The 18,931-nt window shown below is 61.9% G+C and carries 13 protein-coding genes; 2 read left to right on the top strand and 11 right to left on the bottom strand.

The window, feature by feature from the left end; all coding sequences use genetic code 11:
- Positions 1-15: 15 nt before the first annotated feature.
- Both kynA and kynB read right to left on the bottom strand, forming a co-directional pair.
- Complete coding sequence (kynA, locus tag ACZRN6_RS22850) at positions 16-873, bottom strand: tryptophan 2,3-dioxygenase (RefSeq protein ID WP_464008895.1); 858 nt, start codon at positions 871-873, stop codon at positions 16-18.
- Positions 870-1,520, bottom strand: a complete 651-nt coding sequence (gene kynB / locus ACZRN6_RS22845; RefSeq protein WP_322143122.1) for an arylformamidase — start codon at positions 1,518-1,520, stop codon at positions 870-872. Before kynB ends, kynA begins: the two co-directional genes overlap by 4 nt.
- Positions 1,521-1,907: 387 nt before the next feature.
- Between kynB and ACZRN6_RS22840 the strand changes: the two genes are divergently transcribed.
- A complete protein-coding gene (locus tag ACZRN6_RS22840) occupies positions 1,908-2,252 on the top strand; it encodes a cupin domain-containing protein (RefSeq protein WP_003212331.1) in 345 nt (114 codons plus the stop codon).
- Positions 2,253-2,300: 48 nt separating this feature from the next.
- Here ACZRN6_RS22840 and mmsB read toward each other — a convergent pair whose 3' ends face one another.
- Both mmsB and ACZRN6_RS22830 read right to left on the bottom strand, forming a co-directional pair.
- Positions 2,301-3,188, bottom strand: a complete 888-nt coding sequence (gene mmsB / locus ACZRN6_RS22835) for a 3-hydroxyisobutyrate dehydrogenase (RefSeq protein WP_177042125.1) — start codon at positions 3,186-3,188, stop codon at positions 2,301-2,303.
- Between the two features lie 14 nt (positions 3,189-3,202).
- Positions 3,203-4,720 (bottom strand): CoA-acylating methylmalonate-semialdehyde dehydrogenase, encoded by a 1,518-nt coding sequence (locus tag ACZRN6_RS22830; protein ID WP_322143121.1) that lies wholly within the window; start codon positions 4,718-4,720, stop codon positions 3,203-3,205.
- A 132-nt stretch (positions 4,721-4,852) separates the two neighbouring features.
- Between ACZRN6_RS22830 and ACZRN6_RS22825 the strand changes: the two genes are divergently transcribed.
- Entirely contained in the window at positions 4,853-5,800 is a 948-nt protein-coding gene (locus ACZRN6_RS22825) for a LysR family transcriptional regulator (RefSeq protein WP_464008894.1), read from the top strand.
- Positions 5,801-5,804: 4 nt separating this feature from the next.
- On the opposite strand, the gene ACZRN6_RS22820 is transcribed toward ACZRN6_RS22825, so the two are convergent.
- From ACZRN6_RS22820 to recC, 7 genes are all read right to left on the bottom strand, one after another.
- Complete coding sequence (locus tag ACZRN6_RS22820; RefSeq protein WP_464008893.1) at positions 5,805-6,917, bottom strand: GNAT family N-acetyltransferase; 1,113 nt, start codon at positions 6,915-6,917, stop codon at positions 5,805-5,807.
- Positions 6,918-7,019: 102 nt separating this feature from the next.
- Positions 7,020-7,511 carry an outer membrane lipoprotein YfiB gene (gene yfiB / locus ACZRN6_RS22815; RefSeq protein ID WP_322143114.1) on the bottom strand — a complete coding sequence of 164 codons (492 nt, stop codon included), beginning with the start codon at positions 7,509-7,511 and terminating at the stop codon, positions 7,020-7,022.
- A 4-nt stretch (positions 7,512-7,515) separates the two neighbouring features.
- Positions 7,516-8,784, bottom strand: coding sequence for a diguanylate cyclase DgcN/YfiN (gene dgcN / locus ACZRN6_RS22810; RefSeq protein ID WP_322143113.1), 1,269 nt, complete (start codon positions 8,782-8,784; stop codon positions 7,516-7,518).
- Positions 8,781-9,350: a regulatory sequestration protein YfiR gene (gene yfiR / locus ACZRN6_RS22805; protein WP_464008892.1), complete on the bottom strand. Its 570-nt coding sequence runs from the start codon at positions 9,348-9,350 to the stop codon at positions 8,781-8,783. Before yfiR ends, dgcN begins: the two co-directional genes overlap by 4 nt.
- Before the next feature lie 161 nt (positions 9,351-9,511).
- Positions 9,512-11,563: an exodeoxyribonuclease V subunit alpha gene (recD, locus tag ACZRN6_RS22800; protein WP_464008891.1), complete on the bottom strand. Its 2,052-nt coding sequence runs from the start codon at positions 11,561-11,563 to the stop codon at positions 9,512-9,514.
- On the bottom strand, positions 11,560-15,237 hold the full coding sequence (gene recB, locus ACZRN6_RS22795; protein ID WP_464008890.1) for an exodeoxyribonuclease V subunit beta: 3,678 nt from the start codon (positions 15,235-15,237) through the stop codon (positions 11,560-11,562). Before recB ends, recD begins: the two co-directional genes overlap by 4 nt.
- Positions 15,234-18,683 carry an exodeoxyribonuclease V subunit gamma gene (gene recC / locus ACZRN6_RS22790; protein ID WP_464008889.1) on the bottom strand — a complete coding sequence of 1,150 codons (3,450 nt, stop codon included), beginning with the start codon at positions 18,681-18,683 and terminating at the stop codon, positions 15,234-15,236. Before recC ends, recB begins: the two co-directional genes overlap by 4 nt.
- Positions 18,684-18,931: the final 248 nt, after the last annotated feature.

The raw sequence follows: 18,931 nt of genomic DNA, 5'->3' as shown, positions 1-18,931 counted from the left end.
TTTGTTGGCCTTTGATTACAGCGTCGAACGCACTCGCCACAGCTCCGGGAACAGCACGGTGTCGAGCATCTTGCGCAGGTAGCCCACGCCTTCGGTGCCGCCGGTGCCAGGCTGGAAGCCGATGATCCGTTCCACCGTGGTGACGTGGCGGAAGCGCCATTGGCGGAAGGAGTCTTCGAGGTCGATAAACTTCTCGGCCAATTGATACAGGTCCCAATACCGGCTCGGGTCGCGATACACCTCGCGCCACGCCGCCTCCACGGACTCATCGTGAACCGTCGGCGCCGTCGGGTCGCGTTCGGCGCGCTTGGGGTCGATCGCCAGCCCGGCCTTGGTCATCAGGTTGATCGCTTCGTCATACAGCGACGGCGTGGCAATCGCCAGCTGCAACTCTTTCAACAACTCCGGCCGATGGGCGTGTGGCCGCAACAGCGCCGCACTTTTGTTACCGAGAATGAACTCGATTTCCCGGTACTGGAACGACTGGAAGCCCGACGACTGGCCCAGGTACGGGCGAATCGACGTGTACTCCGAGGGCGTCATGGTCGCCAACACCGCCCAGGCGTGCACCAGTTGGTCAAAGATCCGCGACACCCGCGCCAGCATCTTGAACGCCGGCGGCAACTCACCCAGGCGCACGTGTTCGCGGGCGGCCTTGAGTTCGTGGAGCATCAGCTTCATCCACAGCTCCGAGGTCTGGTGCTGGATGATGAACAGCATCTCGTTGTGGTCCGGCGACAGCGGGTGCTGGGCGCTGAGTACTTTGCCCAGGTCCAGATAATCGCCGTAGCTCATGGACTCGGAAAAATTCAGCTCGGCGTTATGCCATTCTTCCGGCGGCTGGTAATCAGGGGAGAAAGGACACTGGCTCATCGCGTGGGCTCCTTGAGCGGGCGCAGGATTGCTCGTACCGGGCTGGCATCGAGGTTGGCAAAACGCAGCGGCAGCGCGATCAACTCGTAATCGCCCTCTGGCACGTCGTCGAGAACGATGCCTTCGAGAATCGCCATGCCATGGCGGGCGACTGTGTTGTGGGCGTCCATGGTCTTGGACTGTTGCGGGTCCAGGGAAGGCGTGTCGATGCCGATCAGGCGCACACCCAGGCTGGCCAGCAGCTCAATCGTTTCCGGGGCGACCGCCGTGAAATTCGAATCCCAGGTCTCCAACGGTGCCTGTTGGTAAGTGCGCAACAGCACCCGCTCCGGCAGGTTTTCCAGGCGGCCTTGCAATTGATGCGCCTGTACCAGCGCGCCACTGCCCAGGCAATGCAGCACCCGGCATGGGCCCATGTATACGTCCAGGGACACTTCGCCAATCGGCGCGCCGTCTGCGCTGTAGTGCAACGGTGCGTCCACATGGGCGCCGGTGTGCGGTGACAGGGTGATGCGCCCGACATTCACCGGGCACTCGGGGCCGAACTGCCACACGCGCTCTTCCTGAAACGGCGTATCACCCGGCCAGGTCGGGGTCGCGGTGCTCAGGGGCGGGCTGATGTCCCACCACGTTGTTATTGGATTCATTTCAAGGCTCTCGGTCGTTACTGGGGTGAATGATACGAGGGCCGGCTGTAAATATTCTTGCGAATTCCAGCGCAATGCGGGAAATCTTTCGCACTTCCTGCGAGGAAACGGCTGATTGGTGATTGGATATTTCAAAAGCAGCTGCCCTGGCAAGTCCCCGTAGGAGCTGGCTTGCCAGCGAAGAACTCAAGGGCACCGCGCCAAACCAGAATGTACGCGGCATCGTTAACGACCATCGCTGGCAAGCCAGCTCCTACGGGGACTGGCGTGGTGGCGATGACCAGCGGCTACCTGCGCTTCTGGGCATCCCGATGTCGAGTTCAGACCACTGGCACGCGGCACAAGGCGATAGGGTTCGAACTTCCCTTCCAATGCCTCGGAACCATCATGTCCAAGCCGATCACCGTATTGCGCGACACCCACCCACTGCCGGTGCTGGACGCCTGCAAATGGGAAAAACTCGAAGGCGACCCGCACACCGTCAACCTCAACGCCTACACCAGCGAAGACGGCAGCAAGATCATGGGCACCTGGATCTGCACCCCGGGCAAATGGCGGGTGGAGTATGTGAAGTGGGAATACTGCCACTTCCAGGAAGGCTACTGCGTGATTACCCCGGATGGCCTGGAGCCGATCCATTTGCGGGCCGGGGATATCTTTGTGGTGGAGCCGGGGATGAAGGGGACGTGGGAAGTGGTCGAGACAGTGCGTAAGTATTTTGTGTTTGCCTGACAGCCAAACCCCCTGGACCCCACCGAAGGTGGGTTCCAGGAAACCCCTCTATTGGGGCTTGCGATAGCTGTTGATGATCGCCGAGAAGTCCTTGCCTCCCTCCCCGCGCTGGCTCATCGATTGATATAGCTGCTGCGCCACAGCGCCAAGGATCACCGGCTGGTGCGCCTGGCGGGCCGCCTCAGTGGCCAGTCCCAAATCCTTGAGCATCAGCTCCGCACCAAACCCACCGGTGTAACCCCGGGAGGACGGTGCCGTTTCGATAATCCCCGGCCACGGGTTATAGGTGTCCGAACTCCAGCAGCGCCCGGTGGAGCTGTTGATAATTCCCGCCAACACCTGCGTATCAATGCCCAGCGCATCACCCAGGGCCATGGCTTCGCTGACGCCGACCATGGTGATCCCCAGCAGCAGGTTGTTGCAGATCTTGGCGATTTGCCCGGTGCCGACTTCGCCGCAATGGACAATGTTGCGCCCCATCTGCGCCAACACCGGTTGCAGGGTGGCGAACAGTTCCGGGGTGGCGCCGACCATGAAGGTCAACGTGCCAGCCTGGGCACCACCCGTGCCGCCGGACACTGGTGCATCGGCCATCACCACACCGTGTTTCGCCGCTGCAGCCGCTACATCGCGTGCGGTTTGCGGGTCAATGGTGCTGCAATCAACCGCCGGCACGCCTTTGCCGATGCCGGCGAGCACGCCGTCTTCGCCGAGCCACACGCTGCGTACATGGGCCGCAGCCGGAAGCATGGTCACCACCAGCTCCGCGCCTTCTGCCGCCGCGCGGGGCGAAGCACTGATGGTGCCGCCCAGTTCGGCCAGCTCCTTGAGTACGGTCTGGTTCAAGTCAAACAGGTTCAGCGCGTGGCCAGCCTTGATCAGGTTGCGCGCCATCGGCGCGCCCATGTTGCCCAAGCCAATAAATGCAATTTTCATGCTCGTCTCCTCGATCAGCGCAAGTTGATGGTGGTGTTGACGCCATCGTTAACGCTGTCATCGTCGAACCAGCGGCTGGTGACGGTTTTGGTCTGGGTGTAGAACTGCACCACTTGCTTGCCGTACGGGCCCAGGTCGCCGAGTTTCGAGCCTCGGGAGCCGGTGAAGCTGAAGAACGGGACCGGCACCGGGATCGGGATGTTGATGCCCACCTGGCCCACGTCAATTTCGCTCTGGAATTTACGCGCCGCCGCGCCGCTTTGGGTGAACAGGCCGGTGCCGTTGCCGAACGGGTTGGCGTTGACCAGGGCGATGGCCTGGTCCAGGGTGTCGACTTCGAGCACCACCAGTACCGGGCCGAAGATTTCCTGGGTGTAGATCTGCATGTCGGTGGTCACGCCGGAGAACAGGGTCGGGCCGACAAAGTTGCCGTCCTCAAACCCAGGAACCTTGATGCCACGGCCATCCAGTTCCAGCTTGGCGCCTTCTTTTATGCCGCTTTCGATCAGGTCGAGGACGCGTGCCTTGGCGCGTTTGGAAATCACCGGGCCCACATCGGTACCGGCTTCGCTGCCGGCGTTCACCTTGAGTTTTTGCGCCAGGGCCTTGAGGTCCGGCAGCCATTGCTTGGCCGCGCCCACCAGCACCACCACGGAGGTGGCCATGCAACGCTGGCCGGCCGCGCCGAAACCGGCACCTACCAGGGCGTTGAGGGTTTGCTCACGATTGGCGTCCGGCAGCACCACGGCGTGGTTCTTGGCGCCCATCATCGATTGCACGCGCTTGCCGTGTTTGCCGGCCAGGTCGTAGACATGAGTGCCGACGGCGGTAGAACCGACGAAGGACACTGCCTTGATGTCCTTGTGGGTGCACAGCGCATCCACCACATCCTTGCCGCCGTGAACCACGTTCAGTACGCCGGCTGGCACGCCGGCTTCGACAGCCAATTCAACCAGCAGCACGGTCGACAGCGGGTCCTGTTCCGACGGTTTGAGTACGAAGGTGTTACCGCAGGCAATAGCCATCGGGAACATCCACAGTGGAATCATCGCCGGGAAGTTGAACGGGGTGATGCCGGCGCACACGCCGATCGGCTGGCGCAGGGTGTAGGTGTCCACACCGCCGGCGACGTTTTCAGCGAATTCGCCCATTTGCAGGGTGCCGATGGAGCAGGCGTGTTCGACCACTTCAAGGCCTCGGAAAATGTCGCCTTCAGCATCGGCAATGGTCTTGCCCTGCTCGGCGCTGAGGACCACGGCGATGCGCTTGGAGTGCTCGCGGATCAACGCTTGCAGCTTGAGCATGATGCGCATGCGCGCACCGATCGGCGTCAGCTTCCAGGTTTGGAAGGCGCGATGGGCGGCGTCGATGGCAGCGTTGACTTCTTCGGGGGTGGAAAACGGTACGCGGGCCAGCACTTGCTGGGTGGCCGGGTTGACGATGTCTTGCCATTCGGTGGTCTTGGACTCGACCCACTCGCCGTTGATCAGCAGCTTGACCTGTTGCACGGAAATATCGGCAGATGCGTTCATGTGGTCTCCAATTCTTATTTGTATGGTAGAGAACCAAGGCGTTGAATCGCCTTGAGGATGAGGCGTTCGGACTGTTTTTGGAGTATAGATGTGCAAACTTCTAATAAGAACGCACATAAAAGCCGGTCCAATATGCAAAAAAACATCACCTCGCTAGGCTCCCTGAACTGGGATGACCTGAAGTTTTTCCTCGAAGTCGCCCGTACCCGCAAGGCCAGCGTCGCCGCCAAGCGCCTGGCGGTGGACTACACCACGGTGTCGCGGCGGATTACTTCCCTTGAAGGATCCTTGGGCACCCTGCTGTTTGAAAAGTCCCGGACCAACGGCTTCATACTCACCACTGAAGGCCAGCGCCTGCTGGGTTACGCCGAGTCCATCGAAAGCACCTTGCACATGGCCTGCGAACAGGTCTCCGGTTCCGGCGTGGCGCTGTCCGGCCACGTACGCATGGGCTGCACCGAAGGTTTCGGCAGCTTCTTCGTCACCCCGCAGTTGAGCCACTTCGTCGACACCTACCCGGCGATCTCGGTAGACATCCTGCCCCTGCCCCACTTCATCAGCCTGTCCAAGCGCGAGGCGGATATCGTCATCGCCCTGGAGCGCCCGGAACACGGGCCATACGTGTGCTGCAAGCTGTGCGACTACAAACTGCAGCTGTACGCGACGCAGGAATACCTGGACCAGCACCCGCCGATCCGCCGAGCGGCGGATTTGGCCGAACATCCGTTTATCAGCTACGTGGATGACCTGGCGTTCAGCTCGGAGCTGTTGTACCTGGCCAACGTGGTGCCCGGCGCCAGCGCGAGTTTGCGCAGTACCAGCGTGATCGCGCAGTACGTGGCGGCGCAGCAAGGCCGGTCGCTGGCGATCCTGCCGTGCTTTCTGGCCGCGCAAGACCCGCGACTACTGCCGGTGCTGGGCAAGGAGATCAATATTACGCGGCAGTTTTGGATGTATTGCCGCGAGGACCTGAGGAAGTTGAAGCGGATCACATTGCTGTGGGATTACATCCGTGAGGTGACGGAACAGAATCAGCCGTTGTTGATGGGGCAAACGCGGCAGATGGTGTTCGCCGACTAGAGTCCTACGACATCTGCTCCAGCTCCGGGTCCAGGCTGATCCAGGTGATTTTTTTCGCGACTGCCCCGAATACCCGGTGCAGCAATGGGTTGCGGTGCTGGCAATAACAGTGCAATGGCACCAGTTGGTGTCCCACCTCACGCTTGGCGCCATAGGCCGTCTGGCCGCTTTCCAGGGAGGTGACGCCCACGCTGCACGCCCATTTGACCGCCTGCTCCCATAGCTGGAAGTACAGGTGCGACTGCATGCCGACGCTGTAGTCGATACCGATGAATTTATTGATGGCCTTTTCACCCAGCTGAAAACACAGCATGAACGCGACAAGCTTGCCTGTAGCGTCATCGGTCAGCAGGATGAAGTGCGACTGGGGCTTGAGGGCTATCTGGCGAAAAAACTCGATATTGAGTTTCTCGAACTTGGTTTTGCCCTTTTCGTAGGTCTGTTGAAACAGCCCGTAGAGGGCTTGCAGCGCCTGTTCGTCAGGCTGCTGCACCACGCTTACATTGACCCGCCCCTGGGCGAGGCCGTCTTTGAGTTTCTTTTTCAGCCGGTACCGATGGCGGCTCTTGAGCCCTTCGAGGTACGCCGTAAAGCCACCCGCCGGCAACGTCACCGTGGTGCCCGGGAAGCTCACCATGGGGAACAGTCCGCGAGCCTGGGACAAGGCGTCGAACGCCGGCTTTTGCAATTCACCGAAGTCTTTCCACACGGTCATCGACACGTTGCGGGCTTTCGCGCGGGCGCTCAAGGCATCCTGCAATGGCAAGACAAAGTCTGCCAGCGAGTATCCCGCCAGCATGCCGATGGAGCCTTCATCGGAACAGGGTGAGCCGATAAACAGAGTGCGCTGATACCGCAACGGCGGAAAAATGCTCATGACCCTGGCGATACCCGGGGGCACTACCAGCGCCATCGGCACATTCATGATGAAGGTCGGAGCGATCGCAACCGGGACGCCGCGGTCTTCGATCACGGCGTAGGCAAATTCGAACTGATCCTCAAGCCCGCTGCTTTCGAGGGCTTCGTACCACCAACGTCCTTCGACGTCGGTAAAGCAACTGTCCCACACATCACTCGCAATTGCCGCTACCCGGGTTTCCCAGCGAACGGTGGTCATAATCAGTACTGCCTCTGAACCTGATACGGTTATCGCGCGGCCAACATTTATACGCGAATCGTAAGGTAAAACCGCAGCAAAGGAGGTGAAGAATCACCCACTTTAGTCGGTGCTCACCACGATCGATACGCGTCGATTTTCCGTCCGCCCCACCGCCGTCGCGTTGGACGCCACCGGTTCGCTGCTGCCCAACCCACGCAGTTGTATGTTTTCTTCCTTCATACCAACGCCTGCCAACACGTGCGCCACACTTTTCGCCCGGCGCAGGGACAGTTGCTGGTTGTAGGTCTCCTTGCCCGAGGCGTCGGTGTGGCCGTCGACCCGTACGCGCTCGATGCCCACGCCCAACAGTGCCTTGCCGATGCGCTGGACGATCTCGGTGCTGGGTGCATTCAGGCTTTCGACGTCGCTGCCAAATAGCACCTTGCCCGACAGGCCGAACGCCCAGCCTTCGTCGGTCAGTTCAAAGCCTTGTTGTTTGAGCACGGCGATTTGTGCCGGGGTGAGGCCTTTGGGCGGCGGTGTCTGGCAGCCGCTCAGGGCGAGCAAGGCCACGAGCAAGGTGATAAATAAAAAGCGTGCGGTCGAGAACAAGGGGTCAACTCCTGTGTTGAACGTTGTCGGCGGGGCACTCCGTCTCCGCCGTTTGCTGGCCACCCTGGGAAAGCCGTTTGGCCTGGTACATGGCCGCGTCGGCGGCATTGAGCAGGTTACCGGGAGTGGCGCCATGATCAGGGTAGACAGCGATACCGATACTCAGTGAGGTCAAGACGTGGGTGTCGCCAGGCAGCGCAACGGGTGCGTCCATGCTGGCGATGATCTTGTCGGCGATGCGATGGGCGTCCTCAAGCTTGTGCAACGGTGAGAGCAAGATGGCGAATTCATCCCCACCCAGGCGAGCCACCAGATCGTCTTCGCGCAATTGCGCACGAATGCGCGTCGCCACCGCCACTAATACCGCGTCACCGGCGGCGTGGCCAAAGTTGTCGTTGATGTCTTTGAAGCGGTCGCTGTCGAGGAACAACACCGCGACTTTCTCGTTGAGCTTGGCGGCGCTGCGCAGGGCGCGAATCAATCGTCCTTCAAAAAACGCACGGTTGGGCAACCCGGTCAGGCTGTCATGGCTGGCCTGGTGGGCGAGGGTTTCGTTTTCGCTTTTCAGGTGGGTTTGCCAGGCTTCCAACTCGTCGAGCAAGGCGTTGAAGTCGTTGCCCAGGCTGTCGAGCTCGGCGATCTGCGCCGGTGGCACACGCCGGTCAAACGCCCGCTCGCTGCGCGCGGCGTGGGCCACGGACGCCAGGCTGTGCAACGGCCCGGTGATACCCCGCAACAGACGCCGCGCCAGGAACAACGCGACCCAGGCGCTGAGGGCGGTGCATACCAGGATGCCGGCAAGGCCACTGAGCAAAAAGCGTAACAAGCTGCCGCCATGGCCGGTCAGGTGCACGCGGCCGATGACCTGCCCCTGGTGCAGGATGGGTTGGCTGATAGGCTGTTCGAGCAGGGCATGGGCCAGCTCCAGCTCGATCATCGACAACATTCCGGTTTCCGGACGCTCCCAAAAGGCCAGCCGCTTGCCGTCGACGTTGAAGACTTCGGCCTGGGCCACCTCTTCCTCCGAGGCGATCACGGCCAATGCTTCCGTGGCGGCGGCGCTGTCATTGAACACCACGGCCGCCTCCACGGTGTAGTTGATGGAGCGGGCGATCAGGTGCAGGTTATGGTCGGCATACACCCGTAGCGCAAGTACGCCGAGCAGGGTCAGAGAGATACTGGCCATGCTGACGGCCATCAGCGCCAGGCTCAGGTGGCCGCGCCCGATGACTGAGCGCAGGGTGGGACGCACGGGTGCCTTGGGGTAACTCATGACCCCGGCGCTCGACGTCGAGACAACTGCAGCACGCTCGGATGAATGCGTACGCCACTGCGGGCAACAGAGTCGAGGTTAACCTCGAACGATACCTGCTCATCGCCCACCCGCAGGCAGAACAGGCTGCCCACGGTGCATTGGTCGCCACCTTCGCTGATACTGAGCACCGGATGGCCAATCAACGCTGCGAACAGGCGGCTGCGCTCGTCGCTGTTCAATTGGCCGATGTATATGGCGTCGCAGGCACTGGCGATGTCGGGATGATCGACCAGCAAGCGCTGCACCACCACCGGACGGCCGGTGGCCTGAATGGTGCCTTTGACCAGGTCGTCGGTGTATTGGGTTGGTCCGACGATACACAGGCGCAGTTGGGTGGGTTCGACCGGCCAGCGGGCGTAACTGAGAATTCCGAGGACCACTTGAGTGACGGCCTTCGCCCGCTGATCGGCGACGCCGGCTGGCGGCTGGGCAAAAGTGAGAGGCGCGAGAACCCATAGAAGCGCCAACAGCAGCATGCGTCTGCAGCTCAAACTTCGCTCTGTGGGCGAGACAGCCACGTTCATGCAGCGATTCTCTTAGATCTTCTCGGGATGATGCCGCAACGATAGCACAACGGCGGAACCCGTCCGAAGCGACGCCTAGGAGGATTCCGACATTTTATTAAGAAAAATCACACATTTTGATCAGAAAAATTAGATAACCCATCGGTCAGCTTCTTTAACGATCACGTGCCCAGTTCCAGCATCAACCCACTCAAGCGCTTCACCTTGCGACTCACCGCCTCTTCGAACACACCGCCTCGTGGCTCGATCAGGCTGAACCAGTCCTTGGCGCGGGTGATGCCGGTGTAGATCAACTCTTTGGTGAGCACGGGGTTCAGGGCATCCGGCAGGATCAGCGCGGTGTGAGTGAATTCCGAGCCCTGGGACTTGTGTACCGTCATCGCGTACACGGTCTCCACGTCGTTGAGCCGGCTGGGCAGCACAAAGCGCACGCCGCCCTGACCGTCGTTGCGCGGGAACGCCACGCGCAGCACTTGGGGCCCGCCGTCACTTTCGGGCAGTTTCAGGGCAATCCCGATGTCGCCGTTCATCAGGCCCAGCCCGTAATCGTTGCGGGTCATCAACACCGGGCGCCCTTCGTACCATTGCTGGTCGCTGTCGATCAGCCGGGCCTTGAGCAGCGCCGCGGTGATGCGCTGGTTCAGCCCCTCGACGCCCCATGGGCCTTTGCGTACGGCGCAAAGCAACTGGAATGCATCGAAGGCTTTCAGCAGTTTTTGCGCCCACACGGTCCAGCCCTCGTCATCCCGGGGGGTGTCGAGGGTGGGCCGCGCAGTCTGTAGCAGCTTCAGGTAATAGCGATAACCCTGGGCACCGTCGCCGTGGCCGTCGAGCACCAGGCGCTCCAGGGCATGGTCGTGCTCGCCCTTGAGGCTGACGCAAAACAGGTCGGCGTGGCTGCGGGCGGTCAACAGTTTACGCGCCTGCCCGGGGTTTTGCTGGTTGACCCAGCGGGCCAGTTGGCCGATGCCGCTGCCTTCGCCAAAACGGCGCGAGTAACGCAGCATCACCACCTGTTGCGCCAAGGGATGGCTACCGTCGAGGTCTTCCTGCAGGCCGCTGGCGCCGAGGTCTTCGCCGCTGACCTGTTGCAGCCACTCACGGGTTTGCCGGCTGTAGAAGCCGGCTTCTGCGTCGCGGCACAAATCACCCAGCACCGCGCCTGCCTCAACCGAAGCCAGTTGGTCCTTGTCACCCAGCAGCACCAGGCGGGCGTGAGGCGGCAACGCGTCCAGCAGGTTAGCCATCATTTCCAGGTCGATCATCGAGGCTTCGTCCACCACCAGCACATCCAGGGGCAGCGGGTTGCCGATGTGATGCCGGAAGTGCCGGGTGCCGGGGCGACTGCCGAGCAAACGGTGAACGGTGGTGACCTGGGTCGGGATTTTTTCCTTTACCGCATCGGGCACTTTCAGCGACAGCACTTGTTGGCTGATGGACTCGGTCAAGCGTGCGGCGGCCTTGCCGGTGGGGGCGGCGAGGCGGATGCGCAATGCGCTGCCGCCCTCCACCGCTGGCGCCTGCAAGAGCGCGAGCAAGCGCACCACAGTAGTGGTTTTGCCAGTGCCCGGGCCGCCGGTGACGATACTGAATGCGCCGCGTGTGGCCAGGGCGCAGGCGAGTTTTTGCCAGTCTACGACGCCGTCCGGCGGAGCCTGGTCGAACAGGCGGTTCAGCCGTTCGGACAGATCATCGGCAACACTTTCACGGGTGGCGAGTCGCAGGCGCAACGCGGTGTCGATGCGCCGCTCGTAGGTCCAGTAGCGGCGCAAGTACAGGCGCTTGCCAGACAAGACCAGTGGCCGGCTTTGTGCCTCTTCGCTGCCGTCGACGGCCAGTGCCACCAGGCGGCTGGCGGCCAGGGCGTGGCACCAATGGGCGCCGTCCAGGCCATCAAGCAATTGCGATGGCAGCAGCATGGCACCGCTTTGTGCATCGCCTTCGGGCGGCAGGGACAGGGCGAAATCAGGTGCTTTGAGGGTTTCGAACAGGTCAAGGCATACGTGGCCGTGGCCCAGTTGGTGGCTGGTCAGGGCGGCGGCCAGCAGTACCAAAGGATCAGCCTTTGGCTCAAGCTCGTGGAGGAAACCGACAAAGGCTTTATCCAGCGCACGCAACCAGCCGCGCTGCACCCAAAGATCGAGCAACTGCACCAGATCGGCGGCGCGGTTCAGCGGCGTCAGCTCTTCAAGTGGTAACGGCGACAGGCTCATAGCAACACTCCTTGTTCCCAGGCGGGTTCGGCCTTGAGTGGTAGCGGTTTGCCTTGGAACAGCAGGTCCAGGCCTTCGATCAATTCCCGGGGCGGCCGGGTAAAATACGCGCCCTGGCTCGCAGAATGGCTACCGCGCAGGAACAGGTACAACGCGCCGCCGACGTGCCGGTCGTAGTCGTAATCCGGTAGTCGGGCCTTGAGCTGGCGATGCAGGGCCAGCAGGTAAAGGACGTATTGCAGGTCGTAACGATGATCAAGGATCGACAGTTCCATGGCCTGTTGCGTGTAGGCCGAGTCGTCGGGACCAAGCCAGTTGGATTTGTAATCCGCCACGTAGTAACGGCCTTCGTGTTCGAAGGTCAGGTCGATGAAACCCTTGAACATACCGTTGAGCAACACCGGCTCGGCAGCCACGCGGGATACACCATTGTGCGTGTGCTGGCACACCAGCTTGTCGAGCGCGAGGACGTCAACCTTGTGGCTGGCGAACCAGAACTCCATTTCGATCTGGTAGTGCTGCAGCTCGCTGAGGGCCGCCTGCCCGTTGCCCAGCGGCAGCCGGGCGTGCAACAGATGCTCAAGCCAACCGCCGAGGGTGCCGATCCAGCCTTCCCAACCACGCCGGTTGCAGCGACGGGCGACGGCATCTTCGATGGCGTCGGGAGTAACGTTGAAGCCTTCGCCGCCGGCCCATTCCAGCAGGCCATGGAGGAAGGTGCCGGGGTTCGGCCCGCGTGGGAAACGGTGGATATCGCCGCCGGAAGCCGGCACTTCCCGTGGTGCATCCGGGTCGAGGCGTTCATCGTCGAAGAGCTTCTGCGCCTGCGGGCTCTCCGGCGCTTCGAGGCTCGCGGCGCTCATGCTTTCGCCGATGCGCAGGGCACTGTAGGACGCGATCCACCAGTTTTCTGCCGCCTTGCGCTTGGGCAGCAGCGGCGCGAGCAACGTCGCTTCGTTGCGCGGCGGGTGGAACACAACTGCGTCTGCTTCGGGCATTTCTGCGTAATGCAGCGCCGGGCAACCGTCCTGCAAATCGAGCAGCCAGCGGGCCAGGCCTGCGGATTCGCCCAGTGAAGCACCGCCGCCGAGCAAATAGCCCAGGGCCGACAGGTGCAATACGGAGCTGTTGTTATTGCCACGTTTCAGGTCGGTGATGCCCAACCAACAGGCATGTTTGGCGCGGGTCAGTGCCACGTAAAACAGGCGCAAGTCTTCGGCCAGGCGTTCGTCGTCCGCTTGGGCGATCAACTCGGCGGTGGGTCTGAGGCTGACCTGGGATCTGCCATTTGCGTCGTGGTAATGCAACGGCAAGCGGCTGCCATCCACCGGTTTTGCCGAGCAGATAAACGGCAGGAAAACCAAGTCGTATTCCAATCCCTTGGATTTGTGGATCGTCACCACTTTGACCAGTTGCTCATCGCTTTCCAGCCGCAAAATCTGCTCTTCACCCGCCTGGCCGGAAAGCGCGAGATGTTCGGCCAGATGGCGGATCAGTGCCTGTTCGCCGTCCAGTTCGGCGGCCGCTTGTTGCAGCAATTCCGAGAGGTGCAGCAAGTTGGTCAGTACCCGTTCGCCATCATTGCGAGTGATCAGGGTTTGCGGCAGCTTGAAGTCATGCAGCAAGCGCCGCAGCATCGGCAGCACGCCTTGGGTGCGCCAGATCGTGCGGTAGTCGCGAAACTGCATCACGCGCTTTTCCCACGCCAGCTCGTCCTGGTTCAGACGCTCCAGTTCCGCCAGTGACAGGTTAAGGGTGACGCAGGCCAGGGCGGCACGCAGCGGGCGCTCGACATCCGGCTCGGCGCAGGCCTTGAGCCAGGCCAGCAGGTCATGGGCTTCCTGGGCGGCGAACACCGAGTCTTTGTCGGACAGATACACACTGCGCACGCCACGGGCGGCCAGTTCAGCACGCACGGCCTGGGCCTCCTTGCCGTCCCGTACGAGAATGGCAATGTCCGACGGCAGTACGCCTTTAAGATTACCGTCCTGGCTGAGGAATCCCGCAGTACCCTGCTGGCCGCCGTTGAGTAAGGCGACGATTTGGCTCGCGCACGAAGCCGCCAGTTGTTGACGGTAGAGCACGCCGGATATGGGCTGGTCGGTGGGCAAGTGCCAAAGGTTCAGCGCGGGCAACGTCTGACCGTTGACCTGCAGTTGCTCCTTGCGGCCCTGGGACAATACCGACTGGAACGGTACCGGGTTCGTACCGTCGGGCTCGCGGAACAGGAACGCGCCACGGCCTTTTTCTGCGCGCTGGAACACATGGTTTACCGCCTCGACCATAGCGTGGCTCGAACGGAAGTTGGTGCCCAACGTGTGATGGCGGCCAGTGGTGGACTGGCGCGCGCGCAGGTAGGTGTAGATGTCGGCGCCACGAAACGCGTAGATCGCCTGCTTCGGGTCGCCGATCAGGAACAGGCCGCTGTCGAGGTGGTTTTCTTCGATGCGGTAAATGCTGTCGAAGATGCTGTATTGCACCGGGTCGGTGTCCTGGAACTCGTCGATCAAGGCGACCGGGAACTGCTCGCGGATCACACTGGCCAGGCGCTCGCCGCCGTCGGCCTGCAGGGCGGCGTTGAGGCGGATCAGCATGTCGTCGAAGCCCATTTCGGCGCGACGGCGTTTTTCTTCTTCGAAGCGTTTCCCCACCCAGCCGGCAGCATGTTGCAGTACCGCGGCATCGGGCGTTGGCAAAGCATCGAGGCTGGCCTTGAGACCGGCCATGGCGTCGATACCGGGATGGTGCGGTGGTTCGCCTTTCCAGGCTTCAGCCATGCCGTCGGGTGTGAGGCGGGTGAAGCCGGTGCCGATGTCCAGTTGCTCGAGGGATTCGTCAGCCGCCCAGGCGCTGATTTTTTCGAACCAGGGCTCGAAGTACCGGGCTTGCATCTTGCGGCCATCGACGGCCTTGGCGGCGACTGCTTGCAGGCAAATGTTACGCAGTTCATCTGCCCATTGCTGCCAGGGCGCCTTGAGTGCAACGAGGGCCTGGCGGCGCTCTTGCAGGCAGGCGTTGATCAGTTCGGCAGGTTCACGGGTTTCATCGGTGGGCCGCTCGCTGCCAAACAGCGCGCGTACGCGTGGCATCAGCGCGGCCGGGCCGCCCCAATTGTTGCGCACCCAGTTCAACGCATCGTCGTGCATCGGGTAGCAGAACAGTCGCCAGTAGTCGCGCAGCACTTCGCCGAGCAGGTCGCTGTGGTCGGTTTCCAGGGTCTGGGTGAATAGGCTGCCACTGTCGAACGCGTGTTCGCGCAGCATGCGCTGGCACCAACTGTGGATGGTCGAGACGGCGGCTTCGTCCATCCATTGGGCGGCGATGTCCAGGCGATTCGCGCAGCCGGGCCATTGTGCGGGGCTGTATTGGTCGCGCAGTTCGGCGATCAATGCGTCGGGCTCTTCGATTTCTCCGCGGAAAAAACGCGCGGCTTCTGCCAGGCGGATGCGGATACGTTCACGCAGCTCTTTGGTGGCGGCGTCGGTGAACGTCACGACGAGGATTTGCGGCGGCAACAACTCGCGGCCGAAGCCGGAGTCGTCACCGCCGTGGCCGAGCACCAAGCGCAAATAGAGCGCCGAGATGGTGAACGTCTTGCCCGTGCCGGCGCTGGCTTCGATCAACTGGCTGCCCTGGAGCGGAAAGGCCAGGGCCAGGGGTTTTATGCCGCTCATGCGCTGGCCTCCGCGCTGGTGAGTGATCGCCAGGAGGCATTGATCAACGGTCGATAGAGGGTTTCGCACCAGCCTTCGAACTCTTCGCTGGCCATCAGCGCGGCGTAGTCGGGGAACTGGCGGGTGAGCGCGGGGCTTTCACGGCGCTCGCCGTCGGTGGTTTGGCCGTCGCCTTCGTAGGCTTTGCGGGCGGCGGCTTGGGCTTTGACGGGGTCGGTTTGACCGAGCCAGGCGAACGCGGTCTTGACGGCGATTGGCAGTGGCTGGCTCATGCCGGTTTTCCACGCGAGCAACAGGTTGCCGAGGAGTTCCTGGGCTGTGGTTTGTTCCAGCGGGGCCAGTAGCAGGGTGTCGTCACTGGCGACCAGGCCGGTACTTAATGGCACCCCGCAAGCGCAGGCCACCAGGTGATTGACCCACGGGCGAATCAGGCGGTGCCACTTGCGGGTCTTGATCGAACCGATGCTGTTGGGGATGGCGGTGACGCTCAGGAAGGCGCCGTCGCCGCGCTGGTGCAGGCCGCTGATCCAACCTTCCAGCTGAACGCCCTGATGCTCAAAACTGATAGGTTCGGCGCTGCCGTGCGGGGTAGGCCAGAGTGCCAGGAGTTGTTGGTAACGTTGCAACAGATCAGGTAAAGGCTCGATCAGTTCTTTGCGCAGGCATTCGCCGAAGCCGACCATTGGCAACAAGCCGCTGCCTTGCAGGCGCAGGGCTTGGGCATTAAGGGCTTCATCGAGGTTGTCGGGCTGGGTCAGCGCGGCCGCGAGCAGGCTGTCGCTCAGGCTGTAGCGCTGCAATGCATCGAGGACAAAGGGTTCTTCATCTTCCAGCGGGACTTCAGCGGCTTCGAAAAACACTTTGAGGCGCTGGCTGAAGAAGTGTTTGACCGGATTGCGCAGGAAGTCTTGCAGTTGGCCGAGACCCAGCGGTTCTTCCTGGATGTAGGGCGCCAGGCTGGCGGTGTCAGTGAGGCTCTCGGGGGTTGCGTGGAGCAACTGCCATTCGCGGGCATAGCTGAACAGTTCATCTCCTTCGTGGAAGTAGCGGGCACTGAAGGGTTGGAGGGGGTGTTCCTGAGTGGTGGCTTCCAGCAGCGGCTCGCCGTTGGTGGTGTGCCAGCCGCTCGCAATATGGTCGCGCAACTGGCCGATCAGCACGGAGGCCGGGCGGTCACTGTTGTCGCGAATGCTGCGCCCGACCCAACTGATGTAAAGCTGGTCGCGGGCCGAGAGCAGGGCTTCGAGCAGCAAGTAGCGGTCGTCTTCGCGGCGCGAGCGATCGCCTGGGCGGTAGTCGCTGCCCATCAGGTCGAAGTCCAGTGGTGGCTGCGCCCGTGGGTAGTCGCCGTCGTTCATGCCCAGCAGGCACACCAGCTTGAACGGGATCGCGCGCATGGGCATCAAGGTGCAAAAATTGACAGCACCCGCAAGGAACCGTTGGGACAGGCGGCCTTGGTCGAGGCCGGCCAACCAGGCCTCGCGGACTACGGTCAGGGGTAATTCGTCGTGCAGTCCGACGGACTCGCAGGTCTCCAGCCAGGTTTCTCTCAATTGCTCGAGTTGGCCCAAGAGGTAGTCGTCGTGCTCGTTACTCGGGAGGAAGAACAGTTGCATCAGGTTTTGCAGGCGCTCGCCCCATTCTCTCGGCGCGGCGGGTTGTGACAGTGCCTGGTGGGCGTCGTGCAGTGCGTCGAGCAGCGCGACCAACGGGCCGATCAGCGCGGCGTCGAGGCCGCCGATTTCATCGTAGGGCTCAATGCCATCGCAGGCCGAACCAGAGCCCACGGCGTAACCCAGGAGCATGCGGCGCAGGCCGAAACGCCAGCTGTTTTGTTCGAGCTCCTGGGGCAAGCCCAGACCCGCGCGTTGCTCGGCGTTAAGGCCCCAGCGGATGCCCGCGCCTTCGATCCAGCGATGCAGGGTCGGCAGGTCGCGTTCCTTGATGGCGAAACGTTCGCGCAATGCCGGGACGTCGAGCAGGTCGAGGATTTCACTGACCGGGAACCGGCTGTCGGGCAGCTTAAGCAGGTGTTCGACGGCGATCAGCAGTGGGTCACGGCCCCGCTGGCCTTGGTCTGTCAACGTGAACGGAATGAAGCGCAGGTCGCTCCTTTCAAGCTGGCCGAATACGGCGCGAATGTGCGGCGCGTAGCTGTCGACGTCGGGGACCATGACGATGATGTCCCGTGGGCGCAGCGTGGGGTCGGCACTGAAGCGCTGGAGCAATTGGTCGTGGAGAATTTCAACTTCACGCTGGGCGCTGTGGGCGATGTGGAAACGGATGGAGGTGTCGCGCTCCAGGTCGACGCTTGGCCAGAGTTCGCGGGTTTCGTTGAGCGGGCGCAGTTCGAGGATGTCGTCCTGGAGCTGGTTGAGCACGGTGGTGGGCTCACTTTCGCTGAACAGGTCGATGCGGCCGTCACGGAATGCCGAGCGGTAACTGTTGGGGTCGTCATAGCTGTCCAGCAGGTTGATGTAGTCGCGACCTTGCTTACCCCAGGCAGCGAGCAGCGGGTGGGCGTGCTGGTGCAGGGTTTGCGGGTCGATGGTGACCGGCATTCCAGCTTTGCGGGCCTGGCGTTTGTACTCGTTTCGAAGCAGGTCTTTGTCGGCAACGATGTCGGACCAATGGTGGCGACAAGGGTTGTGCACGCACAGCAGCACTTGGCTGAAACGGGCGAGACCGGCAAGCGCTTCCAGGGCCTGGGCTGGCAGGGAAGAAATGCCGAAGACGATGACTCGGGAAGGCAGGCCAACCGGGGCTTGTTCCAGAGTGTTGATACGCTCGATAAAGCGCTGGTGAACCCCTGCGCGGCTTTGGGCCATGCCCTCCTCTCCGACATCCAGCAGCAACGCACGCCACAGTTCTGCTTGCCAGCAGTTGGCGGGGCTCAGGGGCTTGGAGTCGCCTCGACCATTGCGCAGTTGGTGGCGGCCCGCGGCCCAGTCTTCCAGCCAGTCGGCACGGTAGACCTGGTATTGGTCGAACAGGTCGGCGAGACGTTCAGCCAGTTGGTAGCGTTTACGTAGATCCGTGTCGTGGGTAAGGAAGCGCTGCAGGGGTTCAAAATGCGGTTGGTCGATCAGCTCAGGGAGCAGGCGCATGAGACGCCAGGTCAGCGGGGCTTTATCGAGCAGGGACTTGGGGGGGATTTCGTCTTTGCCCAGGACCATGCGATAGAGCTGCCACATGAAGCTGCCGGGAAGTTGCACATCGATCGCGGCGGCGATACCGCAGCCGCCCATGTCGTCCTCTTCGGGGTCTTCGGCCAGCGCCAGTTTCAACCATTGGGCAATGCCGTTGCTTTGCACCAGGGCGATTTCGTTTTCCAGAGGGGCGAGCGGATAGCGACGCATCCAACTGACGACCAGGCTGCGCAGCTCATCCAGGCGGTTGCCGTGAACCACCATGAATCCAGCACTGAGGGACGTCGCATCCGGCATAAAGGCTTCCTTGGGAAAAGCAAAATCGAGGGATGGACTTTAGCATTGAAGGCCGCCTGTAGGAGCGAGCTTGATTGCGAAGAACGCAAGGGCTCCGCACTGATTCAGAAAGGTCGCGCTATCGTTGACGTCAAGCGCAAGCGTGGTTGGTTTTCGACCGCGCAAAAACAAAACCCCTGATTGCGTTAGCAATCAGGGGTTCTGGAATTTAATCTTGACGATGACCTACTCTCACATGGGGAAACCCC

Source organism: Pseudomonas sp. A125, from assembly GCF_055409485.1.
Note: the sequence above shows the minus strand (reverse complement) of the source record. Positions and strands in the feature narration are given on the sequence as shown.

What these genes read in the sequence shown, in the direction of transcription:
- recC (WP_464008889.1), bottom strand. Translation starts at nt 18,683, where the DNA reads ATGCCGGATGCGACGTCCCTCAGTGCTGGATTCATGGTGGTTCACGGC.
- ACZRN6_RS22825 (WP_464008894.1), top strand. Translation starts at nt 4,853, where the DNA reads ATGCAAAAAAACATCACCTCGCTAGGCTCCCTGAACTGGGATGACCTG.
- ACZRN6_RS22820 (WP_464008893.1), bottom strand. Translation starts at nt 6,917, where the DNA reads ATGACCACCGTTCGCTGGGAAACCCGGGTAGCGGCAATTGCGAGTGAT.
- kynA (WP_464008895.1), bottom strand. Translation starts at nt 873, where the DNA reads ATGAGCCAGTGTCCTTTCTCCCCTGATTACCAGCCGCCGGAAGAATGG.
- mmsB (WP_177042125.1), bottom strand. Translation starts at nt 3,188, where the DNA reads ATGAAAATTGCATTTATTGGCTTGGGCAACATGGGCGCGCCGATGGCG.
- ACZRN6_RS22840 (WP_003212331.1), top strand. Translation starts at nt 1,908, where the DNA reads ATGTCCAAGCCGATCACCGTATTGCGCGACACCCACCCACTGCCGGTG.
- kynB (WP_322143122.1), bottom strand. Translation starts at nt 1,520, where the DNA reads ATGAATCCAATAACAACGTGGTGGGACATCAGCCCGCCCCTGAGCACC.
- recB (WP_464008890.1), bottom strand. Translation starts at nt 15,237, where the DNA reads ATGAGCGGCATAAAACCCCTGGCCCTGGCCTTTCCGCTCCAGGGCAGC.
- yfiR (WP_464008892.1), bottom strand. Translation starts at nt 9,350, where the DNA reads ATGAACGTGGCTGTCTCGCCCACAGAGCGAAGTTTGAGCTGCAGACGC.
- ACZRN6_RS22830 (WP_322143121.1), bottom strand. Translation starts at nt 4,720, where the DNA reads ATGAACGCATCTGCCGATATTTCCGTGCAACAGGTCAAGCTGCTGATC.
- dgcN (WP_322143113.1), bottom strand. Translation starts at nt 8,784, where the DNA reads ATGAGTTACCCCAAGGCACCCGTGCGTCCCACCCTGCGCTCAGTCATC.
- recD (WP_464008891.1), bottom strand. Translation starts at nt 11,563, where the DNA reads ATGAGCCTGTCGCCGTTACCACTTGAAGAGCTGACGCCGCTGAACCGC.